At 63.4% G+C, this 18,046-nt stretch carries 18 protein-coding genes; 11 read left to right on the forward strand and 7 right to left on the reverse strand.

The genetic code is table 11. The features are described from left to right. The first annotated feature begins 317 nt into the window (after window positions 1-317). Window positions 318-1,004 (forward strand): orotate phosphoribosyltransferase, encoded by a 687-nt coding sequence (locus PPGU16_RS15390; protein ID WP_180720805.1) that lies wholly within the window; start codon window positions 318-320, stop codon window positions 1,002-1,004. A gap of 97 nt (window positions 1,005-1,101) precedes the next feature. Here the strand turns inward: PPGU16_RS15390 and PPGU16_RS15395 are convergent, their stop codons facing one another. Then, window positions 1,102-1,809 (reverse strand): response regulator, encoded by a 708-nt coding sequence (locus tag PPGU16_RS15395; RefSeq protein ID WP_180720807.1) that lies wholly within the window; start codon window positions 1,807-1,809, stop codon window positions 1,102-1,104. A 321-nt stretch (window positions 1,810-2,130) separates the two neighbouring features. On the opposite strand from PPGU16_RS15395, the gene PPGU16_RS15400 reads away from it, so the two are divergent. The 6 genes from PPGU16_RS15400 (at window position 2,131) to PPGU16_RS15425 (ending at window position 8,819) form a co-directional block, all read left to right on the forward strand. Next, the gene (locus PPGU16_RS15400) at window positions 2,131-2,691 is read left to right on the forward strand and encodes a YbhB/YbcL family Raf kinase inhibitor-like protein (protein ID WP_243460597.1); all 561 of its coding nucleotides are present in this window, start codon (window positions 2,131-2,133) and stop codon (window positions 2,689-2,691) included. Between the two features lie 136 nt (window positions 2,692-2,827). Next, window positions 2,828-3,403 (forward strand): flavodoxin family protein, encoded by a 576-nt coding sequence (locus tag PPGU16_RS15405; RefSeq protein ID WP_180720809.1) that lies wholly within the window; start codon window positions 2,828-2,830, stop codon window positions 3,401-3,403. A gap of 168 nt (window positions 3,404-3,571) precedes the next feature. Then, complete coding sequence (gene argC, locus PPGU16_RS15410) at window positions 3,572-4,519, forward strand: N-acetyl-gamma-glutamyl-phosphate reductase (RefSeq protein ID WP_180720811.1); 948 nt, start codon at window positions 3,572-3,574, stop codon at window positions 4,517-4,519. A gap of 488 nt (window positions 4,520-5,007) precedes the next feature. Continuing rightward, the gene (locus PPGU16_RS15415; protein WP_180720813.1) at window positions 5,008-6,417 is read left to right on the forward strand and encodes a DUF2957 domain-containing protein; all 1,410 of its coding nucleotides are present in this window, start codon (window positions 5,008-5,010) and stop codon (window positions 6,415-6,417) included. A gap of 137 nt (window positions 6,418-6,554) precedes the next feature. Further along, window positions 6,555-7,802, forward strand: a complete 1,248-nt coding sequence (locus PPGU16_RS15420; RefSeq protein WP_180720816.1) for a DUF2957 domain-containing protein — start codon at window positions 6,555-6,557, stop codon at window positions 7,800-7,802. 156 nt (window positions 7,803-7,958) lie between these two features. Then, on the forward strand, window positions 7,959-8,819 hold the full coding sequence (locus tag PPGU16_RS15425) for an OmpW/AlkL family protein (protein ID WP_434064401.1): 861 nt from the start codon (window positions 7,959-7,961) through the stop codon (window positions 8,817-8,819). 210 nt (window positions 8,820-9,029) lie between these two features. Here the strand turns inward: PPGU16_RS15425 and PPGU16_RS15430 are convergent, their stop codons facing one another. Continuing rightward, window positions 9,030-9,959 carry a LysR family transcriptional regulator gene (locus PPGU16_RS15430; RefSeq protein ID WP_180720819.1) on the reverse strand — a complete coding sequence of 310 codons (930 nt, stop codon included), beginning with the start codon at window positions 9,957-9,959 and terminating at the stop codon, window positions 9,030-9,032. 94 nt (window positions 9,960-10,053) lie between these two features. Between PPGU16_RS15430 and PPGU16_RS15435 the strand changes: the two genes are divergently transcribed. Next, window positions 10,054-11,343, forward strand: a complete 1,290-nt coding sequence (locus PPGU16_RS15435) for an MFS transporter (RefSeq protein WP_180720821.1) — start codon at window positions 10,054-10,056, stop codon at window positions 11,341-11,343. Between the two features lie 52 nt (window positions 11,344-11,395). Here the strand turns inward: PPGU16_RS15435 and PPGU16_RS15440 are convergent, their stop codons facing one another. Further along, entirely contained in the window at window positions 11,396-12,043 is a 648-nt protein-coding gene (locus PPGU16_RS15440; protein ID WP_180720823.1) for a LysE family translocator, read from the reverse strand. A gap of 126 nt (window positions 12,044-12,169) precedes the next feature. Then, window positions 12,170-13,039, reverse strand: coding sequence for an NAD(P)-dependent oxidoreductase (locus PPGU16_RS15445; protein WP_180720825.1), 870 nt, complete (start codon window positions 13,037-13,039; stop codon window positions 12,170-12,172). A 101-nt stretch (window positions 13,040-13,140) separates the two neighbouring features. Here PPGU16_RS15445 and PPGU16_RS15450 point away from each other — a divergent pair, with 101 nt between their 5' ends. Continuing rightward, complete coding sequence (locus PPGU16_RS15450) at window positions 13,141-13,896, forward strand: Mut7-C RNAse domain-containing protein (RefSeq protein ID WP_180720827.1); 756 nt, start codon at window positions 13,141-13,143, stop codon at window positions 13,894-13,896. Window positions 13,897-13,964: 68 nt separating this feature from the next. After that, the gene (locus PPGU16_RS15455) at window positions 13,965-14,249 is read left to right on the forward strand and encodes a hypothetical protein (RefSeq protein WP_180720829.1); all 285 of its coding nucleotides are present in this window, start codon (window positions 13,965-13,967) and stop codon (window positions 14,247-14,249) included. A 136-nt stretch (window positions 14,250-14,385) separates the two neighbouring features. On the opposite strand, the gene PPGU16_RS15460 is transcribed toward PPGU16_RS15455, so the two are convergent. Next, window positions 14,386-14,595, reverse strand: a complete 210-nt coding sequence (locus PPGU16_RS15460) for a hypothetical protein (protein ID WP_009769951.1) — start codon at window positions 14,593-14,595, stop codon at window positions 14,386-14,388. A 305-nt stretch (window positions 14,596-14,900) separates the two neighbouring features. Here PPGU16_RS15460 and PPGU16_RS15465 point away from each other — a divergent pair, with 305 nt between their 5' ends. Beyond that, a complete protein-coding gene (locus tag PPGU16_RS15465) occupies window positions 14,901-15,854 on the forward strand; it encodes a DMT family transporter (protein WP_180720831.1) in 954 nt (317 codons plus the stop codon). A 42-nt stretch (window positions 15,855-15,896) separates the two neighbouring features. On the opposite strand, the gene PPGU16_RS15470 is transcribed toward PPGU16_RS15465, so the two are convergent. Beyond that, on the reverse strand, window positions 15,897-16,163 hold the full coding sequence (locus tag PPGU16_RS15470; RefSeq protein WP_180720833.1) for a hypothetical protein: 267 nt from the start codon (window positions 16,161-16,163) through the stop codon (window positions 15,897-15,899). A gap of 463 nt (window positions 16,164-16,626) precedes the next feature. After that, a complete protein-coding gene (locus PPGU16_RS15475; RefSeq protein WP_434064402.1) occupies window positions 16,627-17,976 on the reverse strand; it encodes a YbfB/YjiJ family MFS transporter in 1,350 nt (449 codons plus the stop codon). Window positions 17,977-18,046 lie beyond the last annotated feature (70 nt).

Here is an 18,046-nt window from a genome sequence, read left to right on the forward strand (position 1 = left end):
GCAGACGTGAGCAGAAGGCCCTCTGAAGGGCCGTCTGTGAAAATTTGCCGTGAGTGTAAAGGCGCCAGATTGGTGTCACAACCTGGCCAGAAGACATAGGCGAAACGCACATCCGGCCGCCGCGCCTACCCGCTTTCGCCGCCTCGCGCCCTGGGAACAGTCCGAATCGGGTAAAATATTCGGCTACGCGCGCAGCAAACCGGCCTGTTTCTCAACTCGTCCGGCATGTTTCGCCCACCAGGCGCGAAACGTTACGCCTGCTGCGCCACAGGGCCCCGCGCCCGCCCTCCAAGCTCACCACACCGAAGGATTCGCCCATGACAGGCTTCGATCGCCAGACGATCTCCGACACGACCGCCAAAATGCTGCTGGAAGTCCAGGCAGTGCATTTCAACGCGGAAAAACCGTACATCTTCACTTCCGGCTGGGCGAGCCCGGTATATATCGACTGCCGCAAGCTGATTTCGTATCCGCGCGTGCGCCGCGGCCTGATGGAAATGGCAGAAGCGACGATTCTGCGCGACGTCGGCTACGAGCAGATCGACGCCGTCGCCGGCGGGGAAACGGCGGGCATTCCGTTTGCCGCCTGGCTGTCGGACCGCCTGATGGTGCCGATGCAATATGTGCGCAAGAAGCCGAAGGGTTTCGGCCGCAATGCGCAGATCGAAGGTCTGTTGACGGAAGGTCAGCGCGTGCTGCTGGTTGAAGATCTGACCACCGACAGCCGCAGCAAGATCAACTTCATCAACGCGCTGCGCACGGCGGGCGCGCAGGTGAACCACTGCTTCGTGCTGTTCCACTACAACATCTTCAAGGAAAGCGTGTCGGTGCTGAAGGATATCGACGTCGATCTGCACGCGCTCGCCACGTGGTGGGACGTGCTGCGCGTCGCGAAGCAACAGGGCTACTTCGAAACGAAGACGCTCGACGAAGTCGAGAAATTCCTGCACGCGCCTGCCGAGTGGTCGGCGGCTCACGGTGGCGCGACGTCGGCACCGCAATAAGCGAGCAGCCTGCTTCAGCGTTCCATACGAAAACGCCGCCTGTCGTGAGACAGACGGCGTTTTTTGTTTGATCCGCTTTCCAGTTTCCGAGGCGCGCCTAAGAACTTCCCTGCGACGTGCTGCCCGTATCCGCCTCACCCGGCGCGTACGACGACAGATTCATCAAGCCATTACTCTGCGCGTACTGAAATAGTTCGGAATCCCTTTCGAGTCCGAGCTTGCGCATCGCTGTATTCTTTTGCGTGCTGATCGTCTTAATGCTGCGGTTCAGCTGCTCGGAAATTTCCTTGATCGTCATGCCCGACACGAAGAGCCGTACGACCTCCAGTTCGCGCTTCGACAGAATCACTTCGTCGCTCTTGCCACCCGCGTTCATGCGCAATGTATCGAGCGAGGCCTTCACCGACGGGCTCATGTATTCGATATGCCGGCTGACGTGCTGCACCGCAAGACCGATATGACTCAGGTCGTCTGATTTGTTGACGACCGAAATCACGCCGAGCTCGTTCAGGCGCTTCAACAGCGCAGCGTTTTCGAGCATCGTCAGGACGACTATAGGCAGGTCGGGAAAATTCCGACGCAGATAGCCGATCAATGGCAAGCCGTCGCCGTATTGCCCACCTGGCATTGCGAGATCCGTGACCAGCACATCGCACGGCGTCGTCTGCAATATCTTCACCAGCTCGGTGGACTGCTTTGCGCGCGCGACCACGCGAATGCCCTGAAACTTGAGCAACGCCTGTTCGGCACCAAAGAGAATTACTGGATGGTCATCGGCGACCACGACCCTGATGGGATCTTGCATGGCCCTTCCTTCAACTGACAATCCACGCTCCGAAACTTCAGTCATGCAACCGTTCTTAGTTCTAAATTTCTAGGACTTGTCTGCTTGCGTACAACCGCGGACGATTGCAGCGACTATAGCCGATTTCGCGCCGTACTGGCCCCTCATCGAGCACAAATGGCTTCATAAGATGTAATGTTAGACTCGATTTGTCCCTTGGGCATAAAAAAGGACAACAATCCCTCGTAAGGACATTTCTTTACGAGCCTGACAGGAGATTCGGCACATGCGCTTGCGTTGCCCGGTCGTTCCGCCCCTTCGTCTCGTTCGTTCCTGCCGTTTCTGTATCTCGCACGATCGCGCGTTGCTTCGCTCATCGTTTTTTCATTCGCATTTCATGCGAGCGCGGCCTCTGCCGACACCGCGTTCACCGTCACGAGCACCAACCTTCGCACGGGCGGCACGGTCGACAATGCGCAGGTGTTCAACCGCGACGAGTGCAAAGGCCTTAACCGCTCGCCGCAACTGAACTGGCACAACCCGCCCGACGGCACGCGCAGCTTCGCCGTCACCATGTTCGACCCCGATTCGCCCGGACGCGGCTGGTGGCATTGGGCCGTCGTCGGCATTCCTGCCAACGTCGACCGCTTGCCGGAAAACGCGAGTGCGTCCGGCTTTCTTAAGACGCTCGGCGCCGTCGAGGCGCGCAACGACTTCGACATCGACGGCTATGGCGGCCCCTGCCCGCCGCCCGGCAAACCGCATCGCTATGTGATCACCGTGTACGCGCTGAACACGTCGAACCTGAGGCTCGCGCAAGGCCGGCCGTCGTTGATGTTCGACCACGAGATCAGCACGGCAACGCTCGGCTACGCACGCATGACGGTCACGTACGGCCGCTAGTCTTTCGCGACAGCGATCCGCGCGACGCCGCGGCTATCTCGCCGCGTCTGAAACAACCCGGTCGTGGTGACAGAATGAATCACGCTCAGGTTCGCGCTTTGAGAGCGCATGATTATTCGCAACAAGGGAGCCGGATATGTCAAAAATCATCATCGTGTATCACAGCGGCTACGGCCATACGAAGAAGCTCGCGGAAGCCGTGCTGGCGGGCACGCTCGACGGCGGCGCCGATGCGAGAATGATCGCGGTCGGTGAACTGGACGACGCGGCCTGGGCCGAACTGGACGCGGCCGACGCCATCATCTTCGGCGCGCCGACCTACATGGGCGGCCCGTCCGCCGACTTCAAGAAGTTCGCCGACGCCAGCTCGAAGCCGTGGTTCGCGCAAAAGTGGAAGGACAAGATGGCGGCAGGCTTCACCAACTCCGGGTCGATGAACGGCGACAAGTTCTCGACGATCCAGTACTTCATCACCCTCGCGATGCAGCACGGCATGATCTGGGCAGGCATGGGCATGATGCCCGCCAACACGAAGGCGGCAACGCGCAACGACCTGAATTTCATCGGCGGTTTCGCGGGCCTCCTGTCGCAGTCGCCTGCCGACGCCACACCCGACGAAGCGCCCCCGCCCGGCGACCTCGACACGGCAAAAGTGTTCGGCGCGCGCATCGCCGCCGTGACGGCGCGCTGGAAGGCGGGACAGCCGGCGTGAACGCGCCTGGAGTGCGCGGGAACGTGGCTTGTCACGTTGCTGTCACTGTTGCGGCGCAACGTGTTTTTCGGCCAATTTCGCGCACGCGCCGCCTCACGGTCTTAAAATAACGTTCCGGCGCAAGCAGCGCCGCGTTTTCCGCCGTTTTTATCAGCCAGCGAGATCGAGATGAGCACGAAAGTTTTTGTCGACGGACAGGAAGGCACGACCGGCCTGAAGATTTTCGAATACCTGTCGCAGCGCGCAGACGTTGAAATCCTCCGCATCGAAGAAGCGAAGCGTAAGGATATCGACGAGCGCCGTCGTCTCATCAACGCTTCGGATGTCACCTTCCTGTGTCTGCCGGATGTGGCGTCGCGCGAATCGGCGTCGCTCGTCGAGAACGACCGCACGGTGCTGATCGACGCGAGCACCGCGTTTCGCACCAGCGCCGACTGGGCGTACGGCCTGCCCGAACTGGCCCGCGCGCAGCGCGAGCGCCTGCGCACGGCAAAACGCATCGCCGTGCCGGGCTGCCATGCATCGGCGTTCGTGCTGGCCATGCGTCCGCTCGTCGATGCGGGCGTCGTGTCGGCGGATTTTGCTGCGCACAGCTACTCGATCACCGGCTACAGCGGCGGCGGCAAAAAAATGATCGCGGACTACGAAGCGGGCGGCAACGCGAAGCTCGACAGCCCGCGTCCGTACGCGCTCGGCCTCGCCCACAAGCATCTGCCGGAAATGGCCGCGCACACGGGCCTGAAGAACGCGCCGATCTTCACGCCGATCGTCGGCAACTTCTACAAGGGCCTCGCCGTGACGACGTACTTCACGCCGGGCCAGTTGTCCAAGCCGACCACGCCGCAAGACGTGCAGGCGCTGTTCGCCGAGTACTACAGCGGCGAGCAGTTCGTGCGCGTCGCGCCGTTCAATGCCGACGACAACCTCGACAGCGGCTTCTTCGACGTCCAGGCGAACAACGACACGAATCGCGTCGACCTGTTCGTGTTCGGCAACGAAGAGCGCTTCGTCACGGTCGCGCGGCTCGACAACCTCGGCAAGGGGGCGTCGGGCGCGGCGATCCAGTGCATGAATCTCGCCATCGGCACGGACGAGGCGACGGGTCTCAAACGCTGACATTTCACTAGCGGACGGCGTCGCCGTCCTGCGTGTCACCAAGCCGGCATTCAAACGCCGGCTTTTTCTTTTTATGCTTGCCAATCCACGATTTAAAACGCCTCATTCAAACGCGAATTAACGCCTTTCGATTTTCTCACTATCTCCAGCAGTCCTCATAGCAGGTATTTACTGCTTCTCTTTTTATTCCATCGGGCATCTATTACCGCATAGGGATATTCCGGATTTTTTTACGAACGAACGTTCGAAGATGATAGATGCATTTTGCCGAACCGCCCGCGCATCAAGGCCCAGCGGCGACACGGAAAAATTCGTCCGATCCGGAAAAATGCTGTTTTGTTTAAAAAGGCGCGCTTCGAAGCGCCATGCGACTCTTCGCGAAAAATGCGCTGTTTGAATCGGGTTTTTTAGACGGTTCGTTCAATTGACAGCCCTAAATCGCGCAGCGAAATTAGCTCGCAAATTAGATAAGTCAGGGAGACAACAGCATGTACGCCAATTCAAAATGGCTGGCATGTGCCATTGCCAGCGTGCCGTTTTTGATCGCCTGCGGAGGTGGAAAAGCAGACGATCCCGGCCCGATCAACGCGAACCAGTGCTCAGGGTCGAGCTGCGGCGTGCAAGGGCCGCCTGGGTCGACGGCTACCGCGGGCACGCTTTGCCCCGCCGACGCCGCGATCGGCCAGAGCACCTATCTGGGCGGCGCAGGCAGCGGCGAAGTGGTGTCGTTGAATATCGACGCCGTGAAGATGACGTACACGCTGAAGTTTCTCGAGTCACCGATTCCGGTATCGGCGGGTCAGGTCGACAATACGCGGGCAGGCACGACCGTCACGGGCGCCGTCATGCATCCGCCGGCGGGGATGCTGCCGAACGCCGAGCAGACGCGCTGCGCGTTCATGCTGACGCCCGCGTCGGGCACCGCGCCTTCCACGGGCGCAACGTACACGACGCCCTTTTCGACCACCAATCCGCCCATCGTCTTCGTCGGCAAGGGCGTGGCAGGCGGCGGTATTCCGGGCGCCGACGTCGCGTACGCAGGCAAGACGATTCTCACCTTCCAGAACGTCGGCGCCGTCACGGCAAGACATTTCGACTTCTATCCGTTCCTCGGCTTTGCAAGCACGACGACGGACCTCTCGAAGCTCGCTGGCAACTATAACGGGCTGCTCTATCACATCGTTCCGTCGGGCAATTACGCGGCAGCGGCCGCCCAGACATCCGAAACCTTCGATGCAAACGGCGCCTGCTCGTCCGCGACGAACGCCCCGCCCGCGAATGGCAACGCGAGCCCGACGCGCTGTCTGTCGATGGGTGACACGCCGACGCTCAACACAAACGGCTATTTCGACAGCACCAACGCGCCGCGCATCGAAAGCCAGCTGGTGCTGCCGCTGCTCGGCGCACGGGGCACCTCGTCGGCCCACATGATCCTCGGTCAGCTGAACGGGGTGACTGTCCCGGTCGTCGTCAGAACGGGGCACGTATTCACGGGCACGGGCGCGCTTCCGCTCGATGCCCAGGTCGACGACGAATCCGGCATCGCTGTGCTGGAAAGCGCGACGTCGCTTGCATCGGGCGGCTTCGACGGTGGCTATGTCGGCGCGGACTCGAACTTCAAGTACACCGCGTCGCTGATCCAGGGCGGCCTCGGCACCTTCATCAATCCGACCACGCAGGCGGCCGAAAGCGGCTTCGGTCTGGGATACGGCGCTGGCAATCCGGGCCTCGTGAGCGTGATCGACAAGCAGGGCAGCACGGGCTACGCAATCGCGGGCGGCGGCCTTTACGCGATCTTCATCAACGGCACCGAAAACGGTGGCATCACGCCCAGTTCGGCCAATTCCGACACCGCCAGCGCGCCGTACTTCAGCGTCGGCGCGCAGATCAGCAAGTGAGTCTCACCCGAATCAACCGGGCTCAAGGGCCGCGCATGGCAGGAGGCAACACGAGCAGAAAGCAGCATCGGTAGATCAACAAGACCTAGAGGCGGCTGGACTGGGAGCTGGCCGCCCATAACAAGACTGGAGGCACGATGAACTGGAAGATCTTTTCGGTGCTGGCTTTTGCAGCGCCATTGCTCGGCGCATGCGGCGGCTCGGGCAGCGAAGGCGCGCCGCCGGTGGAAGCGCGCCTGTGCCCCGCGTCGCTCGACTACGGCACGACCTTCACGGGCGGCGGCGGCGACGGCGAACTCGTCAAGCTGCAGCTCGATACAACGAAGATGACCTGGCAGGTCGCCTACATCGAATCACCGATTCCCGCGACGACGGGCACGGTCGCACCGACCCGCAAAGGTCAGACGGCATCGGGCACGCTAACCCAGGAAACGCTGCTTCCCACCAATAAGCTCAACCAGTGCGCGTTCCGTCTGAACGGCGCGAGTCTCGACCCGAACCGTCCGGCGCGCATTTTCGTCGGCGAGGGCGTGGCGGGCGGCACGATTCCGGGCGCCGAAATTTCGTTTGGCGGCATTCTCGGGCAAGGCGCGGTACCCGATACGAAATTCCCGTACTACCCGTTCATCGGCTTTTCCACGATCGAGACGAATCTGGCGAATGTCGCCGGGACGTACAACCAGCTCGGCTATCACCAGATTCCGTCGCAGAACTTCGCGCCGACTGTCGTCGATACGAAGATCACGATCAACGCCGACGGCACCTGGACCGAGTGCGACAACGCTGGCGTCAACGCCGGCAAGTGCCAGCAGCCGGGCACGAACTGGGCGCAATCGTCGAATGGCAGCGGCGCATTCGAAACCGACAACTTCCAGGGCCAGGGCAAGCCGACGCTCGCGACGTCGCCCGTCGGCAAGGGCTTCATGATCGTCGGCAAGCTGCGCAACCAGAACGTGCCGATCCTCGTCCGCACGGGCGTCGCGAATTCGACGCTGACGCCGAACCCGCAAAACGGCATCAGCGGCCCCGTCGCCGACGACGAATCGGGCATCTCGATTCTCGCGCCGCAGTCGACCATCGCCGTCAACTCGCAGAACGGCGAGTACATCGGCGTCGACAGCGAGTTCAACTACCGCACCAACGCGCTCGTCGGCACGCAGGCGACGCTGCTCGATCCGTTCAATCCGTCCCAGGCGTCGCTGACCAAGGCGCTGAATCTCGACTTCACGCAGGCCGTGCCCGGCGTCGTGACGTCGACCTACGCGAGCGCGGCCGCAGGCAGCGCGCCGACCGGCAAGTTCATTTTCACGGGCGGCGTGTTCGGCTTCCTGGACTTGTCGAACGCGTCGTCGCCGTACTTCACGATCGGCGCCTTCGTCCAGTAACGGACGCGAGGTCCACCGCATAGAACGCAACGAGGCGACCGCCACCCCGGCCGCTTCCCAGCCTTCGCGCTGGGAAACGGGCAAGCGGGAAGCGCAGCAGACGGCACCGATAACGCCGTCGCGTGCGAGGCAGGCCGCCCGCTCAGGAGGAACAGAATGAGAAAGCTCTTGGACGCGGCAATGCCCAACGCATTTGCCGCTGTATGCGTGGCTGCCCTGGCCACGCTATCGATGCCAGATGCCTATGCGCAGAAGGCCGGCGACAACCTCGTCTCGCTAGGCTGGTTTCACGTGATGCCGCAGGACTCGAGCACGCCGCTCACGACGCACGTCGCGCCCGTGCCGATCAACACGCCACTGCGTCTGCCGAACTCGTTCACATCGCCGGGCACGAGCCTGTCGACGAACAGTGCCGATACGCTCGGCCTCGTGTTTTCGCACTTCGTAACGGACCATTTCGCGGTGACGTCGGTGGCGGGCGTGCCGCCGAAGTTCAAGCTCTACGGCCACGGCACGATCCAGCCGCCCGGCCCGGCGGGTGCGCTGGGCAAGCAGGACATCGGCGACCCGGCCGTCAATCCGATCGTCAAGAGCGTGCGTCAATGGAGCCCGGCGCTAATTTTTCAGTATTACTTTGGCGAGTCGACGTCGAAGTTCCGGCCGTTTGTCGGCATCGGCGTGTCGTACAACTGGTTCAGCGACATCCAGCTGAATGAGAATTTCGTCACACAGACCCAGAACAACCTCGGCGCGGTTCTGGCTGCGGGCGCGGGCAAGACGGGAAAGACTACCGTGGAGGCGAAGGCGTCGTCGTCCTGGCAGCCGGTCTTCAATGTGGGCGCGATGTACAACATCACCGACCGCTGGGGCGTCACGGCGTCGGTGACCTACATTCCGCTGAAGACGACGTCGTCGACGATCATCAAGGCAGCGGACGGCACGGAACTGGCAGTGTCGAAGGCCGAACTGAAGGCTGATCCGATCATCACGTACCTCGCGGTGTCGTACAAGTTCTGAGTGCGCGGGGATCGGCGAAATCCGGGCAAAAAAAAGCCCGCCATGTTGGCGGGCTGAATCCATATCAGAGGAGACATGGAGGAGACAAGACAGACTATAGCAAATCACTTGGTGCGTTGCAACATGATGCGTTAGAGGGCCGGTTCTACGTGATCAAAGGGTGACAAAACGTCGCACCCATTCTTTTCAGGTACGATTTTGTGCTCTGCATCATACGACCGGACCGGCCGACGCCACACAGGCCGCATCCGTGTCCAGCTTTTCGACCAGCGCGTCGCGCATCAATGCGACCGGCCGCACCAGGCGTCCGGGCAGCGCGCCATGCACGAGCCACACATTCAGGCCGTTCCGGAAGTCCTGCACGCCGATGACCTGCAGCGCCCCGCGATGCGGACTGCGCGCCAGCACTTCCGGCGTTGCGAGGCCCACGCCCAGCCCCCGTGTCACCAGCGACAGTTGCAGTTCCGAGCCAAATGCCTCGACGGCGACGTTGAACGGCAATCCCGCCGCCGCCATTGCGCGGCTTAGCGCCGAGCGCATCCCACAGCCGTCCTGATTCAACACCCACGGGTAGCCCGACAAGGTCGCGAGCGTCGCCGGCTCGTCGGCAATGCCAAACGAGCGCGGCGCGACGACCACGGTCGGCTTGTAGGCCAGCAGCGTCGATGTCAGGCCTTCCGGCAACGGCACGCTTTCCGGCAGCAGCACGACGGCGGCATCCACTTTCGCCTGTTCGACGATCTGCAGCAAACCCGGCGACCACCCCGCCGTCACGCGCAGCGTCAGTTTCGGGTAGGCGCTGCGCAAACGGTCGATGGGCTGCTCCAGCGCAAGCTCGGAAAGAAACGGCGGCACGCCGATCCTGAGCTCGCCCGTCGGTTCGCTGTCGGGCGACGCGACGGACATCAGATCGTCGACCGCGCGCAGTACCGTGCGCGCAAGGCCATACACCTCGTTGCCCGCCGCTGTCGGCTTCAGCGGCTTGCTCTGCCGGTCGAGCAGTTCGATGCCGAGCATCGTTTCGAGGTTCTGCACGCGGCGTGTGAGCCCCGGCTGCGTCAGGAACAGCTTTTCGGACGCTCGCACCATCGATCCGCTTTCGACCACCGCCACAAAAGCCTGCAAGTCACGCGTGTTCAAAACAACCTCGCATAAACATTATCGAGATAATTCAATTGTCGCATAACGTCGGCATGCCTAGGATACGCCGGATCGAATCTCGGGGAGCCGAACCATGAACCAGCCTGCCGACACCTGTCCGCGCAGCGTCGCCGCTACGGCACCGCCACAGCCGCATTCCGCCGCGCCGTCGGTCGCAACGTTGAGCACGCCATTGACGCTTTTTTTCGCCGCAGCCGTCGGCCTGATCGTCGTCAATCTGACGGCGGCGCAGCCGTTGACGGGACCGGTCAGCCGCGCGCTGGATCTGCCGCCCGAACTGGCCGGCCTGATCGCGATGCTCCCGCAACTCGGCTACGCGGCAGGTTTGCTGCTGCTGGTGCCTCTGTGCGATCTGCTCGAAAACCGCCGGCTCATTGTCCGCACACTTGCCTGCTGTGCCGCGTTTCTCGCGCTTTCGTCGCTCGCGCGCTCGGGCTGGATGTTTCTCGCGTCCGTGTTCATGGCGGGCGCGACGTCGAGCGTGATCCAGATGCTGGTGCCGATGGCGGCGTCGATGGCGCCCGAAAGCCGGCGCGGGCGCGCCGTCGGCAATGTGATGAGTGGACTGATGCTCGGCATTCTGCTGTCGCGTCCGCTTGCGAGCGTGATCGCCGGAACATTCGGCTGGCGGGCGTTCTACGGCATCGAAGCGTTTGCCGACGTGTTGCTGGCCGTCGTGCTCTACCTTCAGCTACCGAACCACACGCCGCACGCCATCGCGCGCTACCCGGAATTGCTGCGTTCGCTATGGACGCTGCTGCGCACCGAACCGGTGTTGCAACGGCGCGCGACGCTGGCCGCCCTCTCACTCGGCGCGTTCAGCGCGTTCTGGACCACCATCGCGCTGCGGCTCGCGCAGCCGCCGTTCTCGCTCGGCATGCATGGCATCGCCGGGTTCGCGCTGGCGGGCGCGACGGGCGCGATCGTCACGCCGCTCGCCGGTCACCTCGGCGATCGCGGCGCGGGCCGCGCAACGCAGATCGTCGCGCATCTGGTGATGATCGCGGCCGTCCTCGTTCTGGGCATCGCCGGTGCTGGCTGGGGCGGACTCTCGCCAGCGGCGCATCCTGTGGCAGCGCTCGCGCTGCTGGTTGTCGGGGCGGCGGCACTTGACGCCGGCGTCATCGCCGATCAGACGCTCGGACGACGCGCGATCAATCTCATCAACCCCGCCGCGCGCGGTCGGTTGAATGCGCTTTTCGTGGGAATTTTCTTTGTCGGCGGGGCAATCGGCGCCGCGCTATCGGGCGTTGCGTGGGCGAGAGCCGGGTGGAGCGGCGTCTGCGTAGTCGCGCTGGGATTCGCGGTTGCCGTGTTTCTGTTCGGTTTCGTCGATCGCGCCGCGCAAGCCGGCCGTCGTTGACGAAGAAGCGCCCGCCGCGCCATGAGACGCGGCGAGCGCTGAAAGGCAAGCGTCAGTGGCGCACCAGCGCCATCATCGCGCCAAAGCCGACGAACACGCCGCCCGTCAACCGGTTGAACGCCTTCGCGACGCTGCTGCTCTTCAGCTTCGCGCCGATCCGCGTGCCGCAGCCTGCGTAGACGGCGTACCAGCTGACTTCCATCACCGCCGTCGTGGCGACGAGCACCGCGAACTGCGGAAGCGTCGGGCGCGAGGCGTCGATGAATTGCGGCAACAGCGCGGCCGAAAACAGAATCGCCTTCGGGTTGCTGCTGCCGACCAGAAAGCCGATGCGCATCAGCGCGCCGCGCGACGGTGCGCGCTTGCCGCCCATGCCATCGGTGGAAGCGTCGGTTTTTGCCGCTGCGGCTTCGCTCACAGGCGCGCGCCATGCCTTCACGCCGAGCCAGATCAGATAGGCCGCGCCGAACAGACGCAGCGTGTCGAACGTCGCGGGCCATGCTTTCAGAAGCACGCCGAGTCCGGCGACGGAAACAGCCAGCATCAAGATGAGCGAGGTCAGGCAGCCGGCCATCGTGGCCGTCGTTTGACGCATGCCGTAACGGGCGCCGTGCGTCATCATCAACAGCATGTTCGGGCCGGGAATCGCGCAGACAACGAAGATCGTGGCCAGGTAGAGCCACCAGGTATGCAGACTCATGATGCGTATTGCTCGATGAAATGAAAAACGGGCGGAACAGGCATTATGCCCGCCCCGCCCGCTCTCACGCAGTTCGGAACGCTCGCCTGCGCGAACGCGCGTGCGGTAAAACGAACGCCCGCGCCCTCAGCGCCCCGCGCGGCGCGACGCCACCTGGCCCAGCACGGCGAAATCCTTCTCGCCGTCGCCGTGCGCGACCGCTTCGATCAGACTGTCGCGCACCACGCTCGCCACCGGCAGCGGCGTCGACACCGACTCGGCAGCCGCCAGCGCGAGACGCACGTCCTTCAGGCCGAGACGCGCCTTGAACAACGCCGGCTCGTAGCGCTGTTCGGCGATCATCTTGCCGTAGCCCTGATACACGGGACCGGGGAACACGCTGTTCGTGATCACGTCGAGAAAATCCTGCATGGCGACGCCGTGACCGCCGAGCAAGGCCGACGCCTCGCCAAGCGACTCCACCGCCGATGCCAGCATGAAGTTCGCCGCCAGCTTCACGACGTTTGCCTGCTGCGGCAACGAGCCGATGCGCCACGTCTTCTGGCCGATCGAATCGAACACGGGTTGCACACGGTCGATCGCTTCGGCGGGCCCGGCGGCGACGATGGTCAGCTTCGCGGCCGCCGCGACATCCGGCCGGCCCATCACGGGCGCCGCGACGTAGTTCAGGCCGCGCCCGGCGTGCGCCGTCGCCAGCTCTTCTGCCAGCGCGACGGAGATCGTCGCCATGTTCACGTGAATCAGTCCGCGCGGCGCATGCTCGAGCAGCGATGCGCTGATGACGTCGCGAAGCGCGGCATCGTCGGCGAGCATCGAGAAGACGGCGTCGCCGGTGAAAGCCTCAGCGGGCGAACCGACGATCTGCGCGCCCAGCTCGGCGAGCGGCTGCGCCTTGTCCGGCGAGCGGTTCCAGACGCGTACGCTGTGTCCAGCTTTCAGCATGTTTGCGACCATCGCGGCACCCATTTCGCCGAGACCGATAAAACCGATGTCCATCAATCACTCCTGTTCAAGAACCCGAAGTAGAGCATAGCCGCGCGCGTCGTGCAGGTAATTGCCCATCGGCGCTGCGTGCGGCGCGGTGCCATACTGACGTCATGGTTACGGCCACCTTCCGCTTCTATGAAGAATTGAACGACTTCCTGGCGCGGCCGCAGCGTCGGCAGTCGTTCAGTTGCGAGTGTGCGCGCGCCGCAACCGCGAAGCACATGATCGAGGCGCTCGGCGTGCCGCACACGGAAGTCGAACTGATCGTCGTGAACGGCGAATCGGTCGGCTTCGATCACCCGCTGCAGGGAGGCGACCGGGTTGCCGTCTACCCGAAATTCGAGGCGCTCGACATCCAGCCGATTCTTCGCGTGCGCGAGCGGCCGCTGCGCGTGGTGCGTTTCGTCGCCGACGCGCATCTCGGCGGACTGGCACAACTGCTGCGGCTCGCCGGCTTCGACACACTGTACGACAACCACTACGCCGATTCGCATATCGAGTCGATTGCATCCGACGAAGGCCGCATCGTCCTGACGCGCGACCGTGAACTGCTGAAACGCCGCACGATCACGCATGGCTGCTACGTCCGTACGCTGAAACCCGAGGCGCAACTGCGTGAGATTTTCGACCGGCTGGATCTGGCGCGCAGCGCGCGGCCGTTTCGTCTGTGTCTCACGTGCAACGCGCCGCTGCGGCGCATTCCGAAAGACGAAGCAGTCGGACGCGCGCCAGAAGGCGTGCTCGAACGTCATGCGCAGTTCGTGACCTGCGACGTGTGCCGGCGTGTTTTCTGGGAAGGCACGCACTGGCGGCGCATGCGCGCACTGATGGACAGCGTGACGAACGCGGAAGCGCCGGCGAAATAGCCTGAGGCATTCACGCGCCGCGCGATGCGTACAATGCTGGATTGCTTACCTGTTAGAGGCCTTTCCGCATGGCAATGAAGAAATTCGACCTTGAGAAAAACAAGGCGCTGAAGCTCGGCAACGAGTTGAAACAGTCGCTCGCCGCCGACCGCTTCGGCAAGGCATCGTCGCAGCCGCAGCTCGACCGGCGCGAGCAGCGCAAGCTCGATCAGGCCAAAGGCCTCGTGCCGTTCGCGTGCAAGCTTCCGGAATCGCTTGTCGATCAGTTGAAGGAGCGCGCTGCAACCCATCCCGAAGGCATGAACGGACTGATCGCCGAGCTGCTGGTCAACGGACTCGCAGCGAGCGCTTGAGCGGCGCGGCGGGCGTCGCGCGCCCATTGCGCGGCTGCGCGGATCGAATGCGCGGCGAGCGCGTCGATAACGCGCCACAAATGCAAAAGGCCGAAGCATTGCTTCGGCCTTTCTTTTTGCTGCGCGAACGGGCTGCTTAGTTCTGCGTGCCCTTGTCGTTCGTGCCTGCAGCCGATGCCGCCGACGACACACCAGCGCGCTTGCCGTGCGTCTTCAGTTGCTTGTGAGCATGCTTCGGCTTCGCGGCGCTAGCTGCTGCCGGCGCTGCGTCGGATGCCTGTGCGAAAGCTTGAACGGACACCAGCGCGAGCGAGGCGGTGACGAGCGAGGCGATGATCTTCTTCATGTGTGTTATCCCCAAACCTGACGACTGTAAGTCAAATGTTGAATTGGAACCGCATGATGGCGAAGCTTGCTGGGCCGCACAGCGCCCGGCCGCTCCCCGCGGGGAGTATCACGCAGCGTTGGCGGTTTGTCATCTCATAAGCTTCGATATGTATTTTCCGGGAGACAGCTTCCTTACCGATTGCTTTCAACATCTCGACGCTTCGCCGACGGCCACACGGGTATCATGTCGGCTGCCATTCAATGACCGTCGTTTCGTCTGAACAGAAGGGACGCGAAACGATCTGTCCAGTCAGGAATTTCCGCTTGAAAACCGCCACCCGCCAACACCTGCGCGCGAATCTGCTGATGCTCGTCGCCGCGATGATCTGGGGCAGCGCGTTCGTCGCGCAACGCCTGAGTCTCGATTCGATCGGTCCGTTTCTCTTCACGGGGCTGCGCTTTCTGCTGGGCGCGTTCGTTGTCCTGATCGTGTGGTCGGTTGCGCGCCGGCGTCGCAAGCAGGCAGGTGCGGATGACGCGCCCGCTTCCCTGGTGCCCTCTCGCGCGTCTACGCTATGGCGCGACGGCGCATTGCTCGGCCTGCTCGTCGCCGTGTCGATCTCCTGCCAGCAGATCGGCCTGCAATACACGAAGGTGGCCAACGCGGGCTTCATCAGTTCGCTGTATGTCGTGATCGTGCCGCTGATCGGCGTCGCGTTGCGTCATCAGACGGGCATCGGCATATGGCTCGGCGCGCTGCTGGCCGCAATCGGCATGTATTTTCTGAGCGTCGATGAACATTTTTCCATCCTGTACGGCGACTGGCTGCAACTTGCCGGATCGTTTGTCATTTCGGCGCAGGTCGTGCTCGTGAGCCGCTTTGCACGCCGTCACGAGCCGCTGGCGCTCGCGCTGGTGCAGTTCGTCGTGTGCGGCGTGATAAGCCTCGTGGTGGGACTCGTTGTCGATCCGCTGCGCATCGAGGACATCGTGCGCGCCGCGCCGACCATTCTTTATGGCGGGGCACTTTCGGTGGGGGTTGCTTACACGATCCAGGTCGTCGCGCAAAAGGATGCGGCTCCCGCGCACGCGGCCGTGATTTTCAGCATGGAAGGTGTGTTTGCCGCGCTCGCCGGCTGGCTCGTACTGGGCGAAACGCTGGCGACGCGCGCGTTGCTCGGCTGCGCGCTGATGCTGGCGGGATTGATCGTGTGTCAGGTGATGCCGATGTGGACCGCGCGCCGCGAAGTCTCGTCGGATTCGGCGGAACCGGCCTGAGGCACCGTCGGCGCGCGCGTGGGCCGGCCGGCGGCGGAGATCCTACGCGGCCGCCTGCGCCGCCACCTGGCGCCAGCTTTCGACGGAACGACGCCGCTTCGATGTCGGCGGGAAAACGCACCAGCATCCGTCGTCGTGACGAAAGAAGAACAGGGAGCGCACGCCATCCGGCGCGGACGTTTCGACACGCACGTAGCGCGTGTGATCCCATTTGGTGCGGCCGAACTGCGTGACATGCACCGGCGCGGAAACCGGCCCCAGCCATTTCTCGACGAGAAACCGCAGCGACTGCTCGGTGGCGCTTCTCATGACGTTCTCCACGTCGTCTTGCCGCGGGTGCTCTCGCGTGCCGTGTCCGGCTTCTCCTGCTCCTCTTCGGCCGCTTCTTCCGCAGCAAGCTCCATGGCCCGTTGCGTTGCCGCCGCGCGCAGCGCCCTGCAATCTGCCGCGTGCCGTATGTCTGAGAGCATCCGGACCAGTTGTCGCGCGTTCCTGCGTTTCATAAGCACCCCCGCACCGCACAAAAGACTTGAGAAAGCACTTTAACTTTAGGCGTTGATCTCGCGTCTCTCTAGTTGTTTTGACGAAATAGCAACAGTCAAATTCGAATTGGATGACTGAGTATTTCATCGGTTTTCATCCTGCTCCCGGCTGCGCGTTCGATCTGTGCGCTGGCGACCGCAACGCAGCAACTGTGTGGACCACATGGCGCCTGGATTGGCACTGAATATGCGGTCGCGCGTTGTGCAATGCTTTCGTCGAAACGCTCAGTTCACCGAATGGGTGTTTGCGACAAGCTTGTCTGCAATGCAGCAAGTACCGCGCCAGCAGCAAGCAGACATGCCGAATAGATGAGTCCACGCTCCAGACCGACGCCGTCGGAGACCCACCCGATCACAGTCGGCCCGACGATCTGCCCGAATGCGAACACGATCGTGAACGCGCTGATGCCGCGGCCCCAGTGCGCGGCGGGCAGATTGTGGCGGACGAAGGCCGTCGTCGACGCGACGGCCGACAGGAACGTCGCGCCGAACAACACACCCGACGCAAACGCGACGACAGGATGCGCGACGATCGCAGGCATCAGCGTCGCCAGCGCGAGCAGCGCATTCAGCAGCGCGAGCGCCTGCCCGCCACGCATGCGATCGAGCAGCTTCGACCAGATCCGCGCCGACACGATCGTCGCCACGCCGAGCAGCAGATAGAACCCCGTCACGACGCCTTCGCTCATGCCGCCGTTGCGCAGCAGCGCGATGATGAACGTCATGTAGCCGATATAACCGACCCCGAACAGCCCATAACCGGCGAGCGCGAACGCATAGCGCAGCATCGGCGCAGCCTGCTGCTCGGCCGCTGCGGCGTCGGACGTGCCCGTGCGTATCACGTGCTGCCGGTCGATGCGTCGCGCGGCGCGCCCCGCGATCAACGACAACGCGACGCACGCCACAGCGAGCGCGAACCACGCCAACTGCCAGTCATGCGCGCGATGCACCAGCGCGAAGGAAGCGAGCGAAGCGGGAACCAGCAGCGCCGACGCGACGATCCCCCATCCGGTGCCGCCGTAGTACAGGCCGAGCACGAGGCCCGCATCGCGCGGACGCGATGTGGCGAGGCGCGCCGCCAGCACGCCGCCGCTCACGAAAATGAATGCGCTCGCGATGCCTGTCGCGACGCGCTGAACGAGCAGCGCGCCGGTATCGGACAGCACGCCCGTGAGGGCCATCAGCAAGGCCGTCGCAACGCATCCGCCGACAAACAGCGCCCCCGCCGACCAGCGGCGCGACAAACGTGGAAACGCAAGCGCGCCGATCAGATAGCCGAGCGCGTTCGCGGTGTTCATCGCGCCGGCTTGCGCGAAGCTCCAGCCGAGATCGCTTTTCATCGGCGGCAACAGCAATGCATAGGAAAAGCGCGCAAGCCCGAGCGCAATCGCGCTGCCCATCGACAGGCTCACGGCCAGCCAGAGCGTCGGCCCGCGCGCTGGAAACTCAGTGGCATCGGCCGCATCGGCGTGTTCGCCCGCCGGGGGCGTCGCGCGTGATGCGTGTCGCGGGTTGCTTGCCGTGACGCCGCTCAGGACATAGGTCCAGGCGATCACGCGTTGGGCGAAACCAGTCGTCATGTCGTTGTTTGTATCGATCGATTGGGCTATCACTGTACATCGCGAACGTTCGTTCAGCGTGCACGTTGCA

The organism is Paraburkholderia largidicola (genome assembly GCF_013426895.1).
Classification (GTDB): Bacteria; Pseudomonadota; Gammaproteobacteria; order Burkholderiales; family Burkholderiaceae; genus Paraburkholderia; species Paraburkholderia largidicola.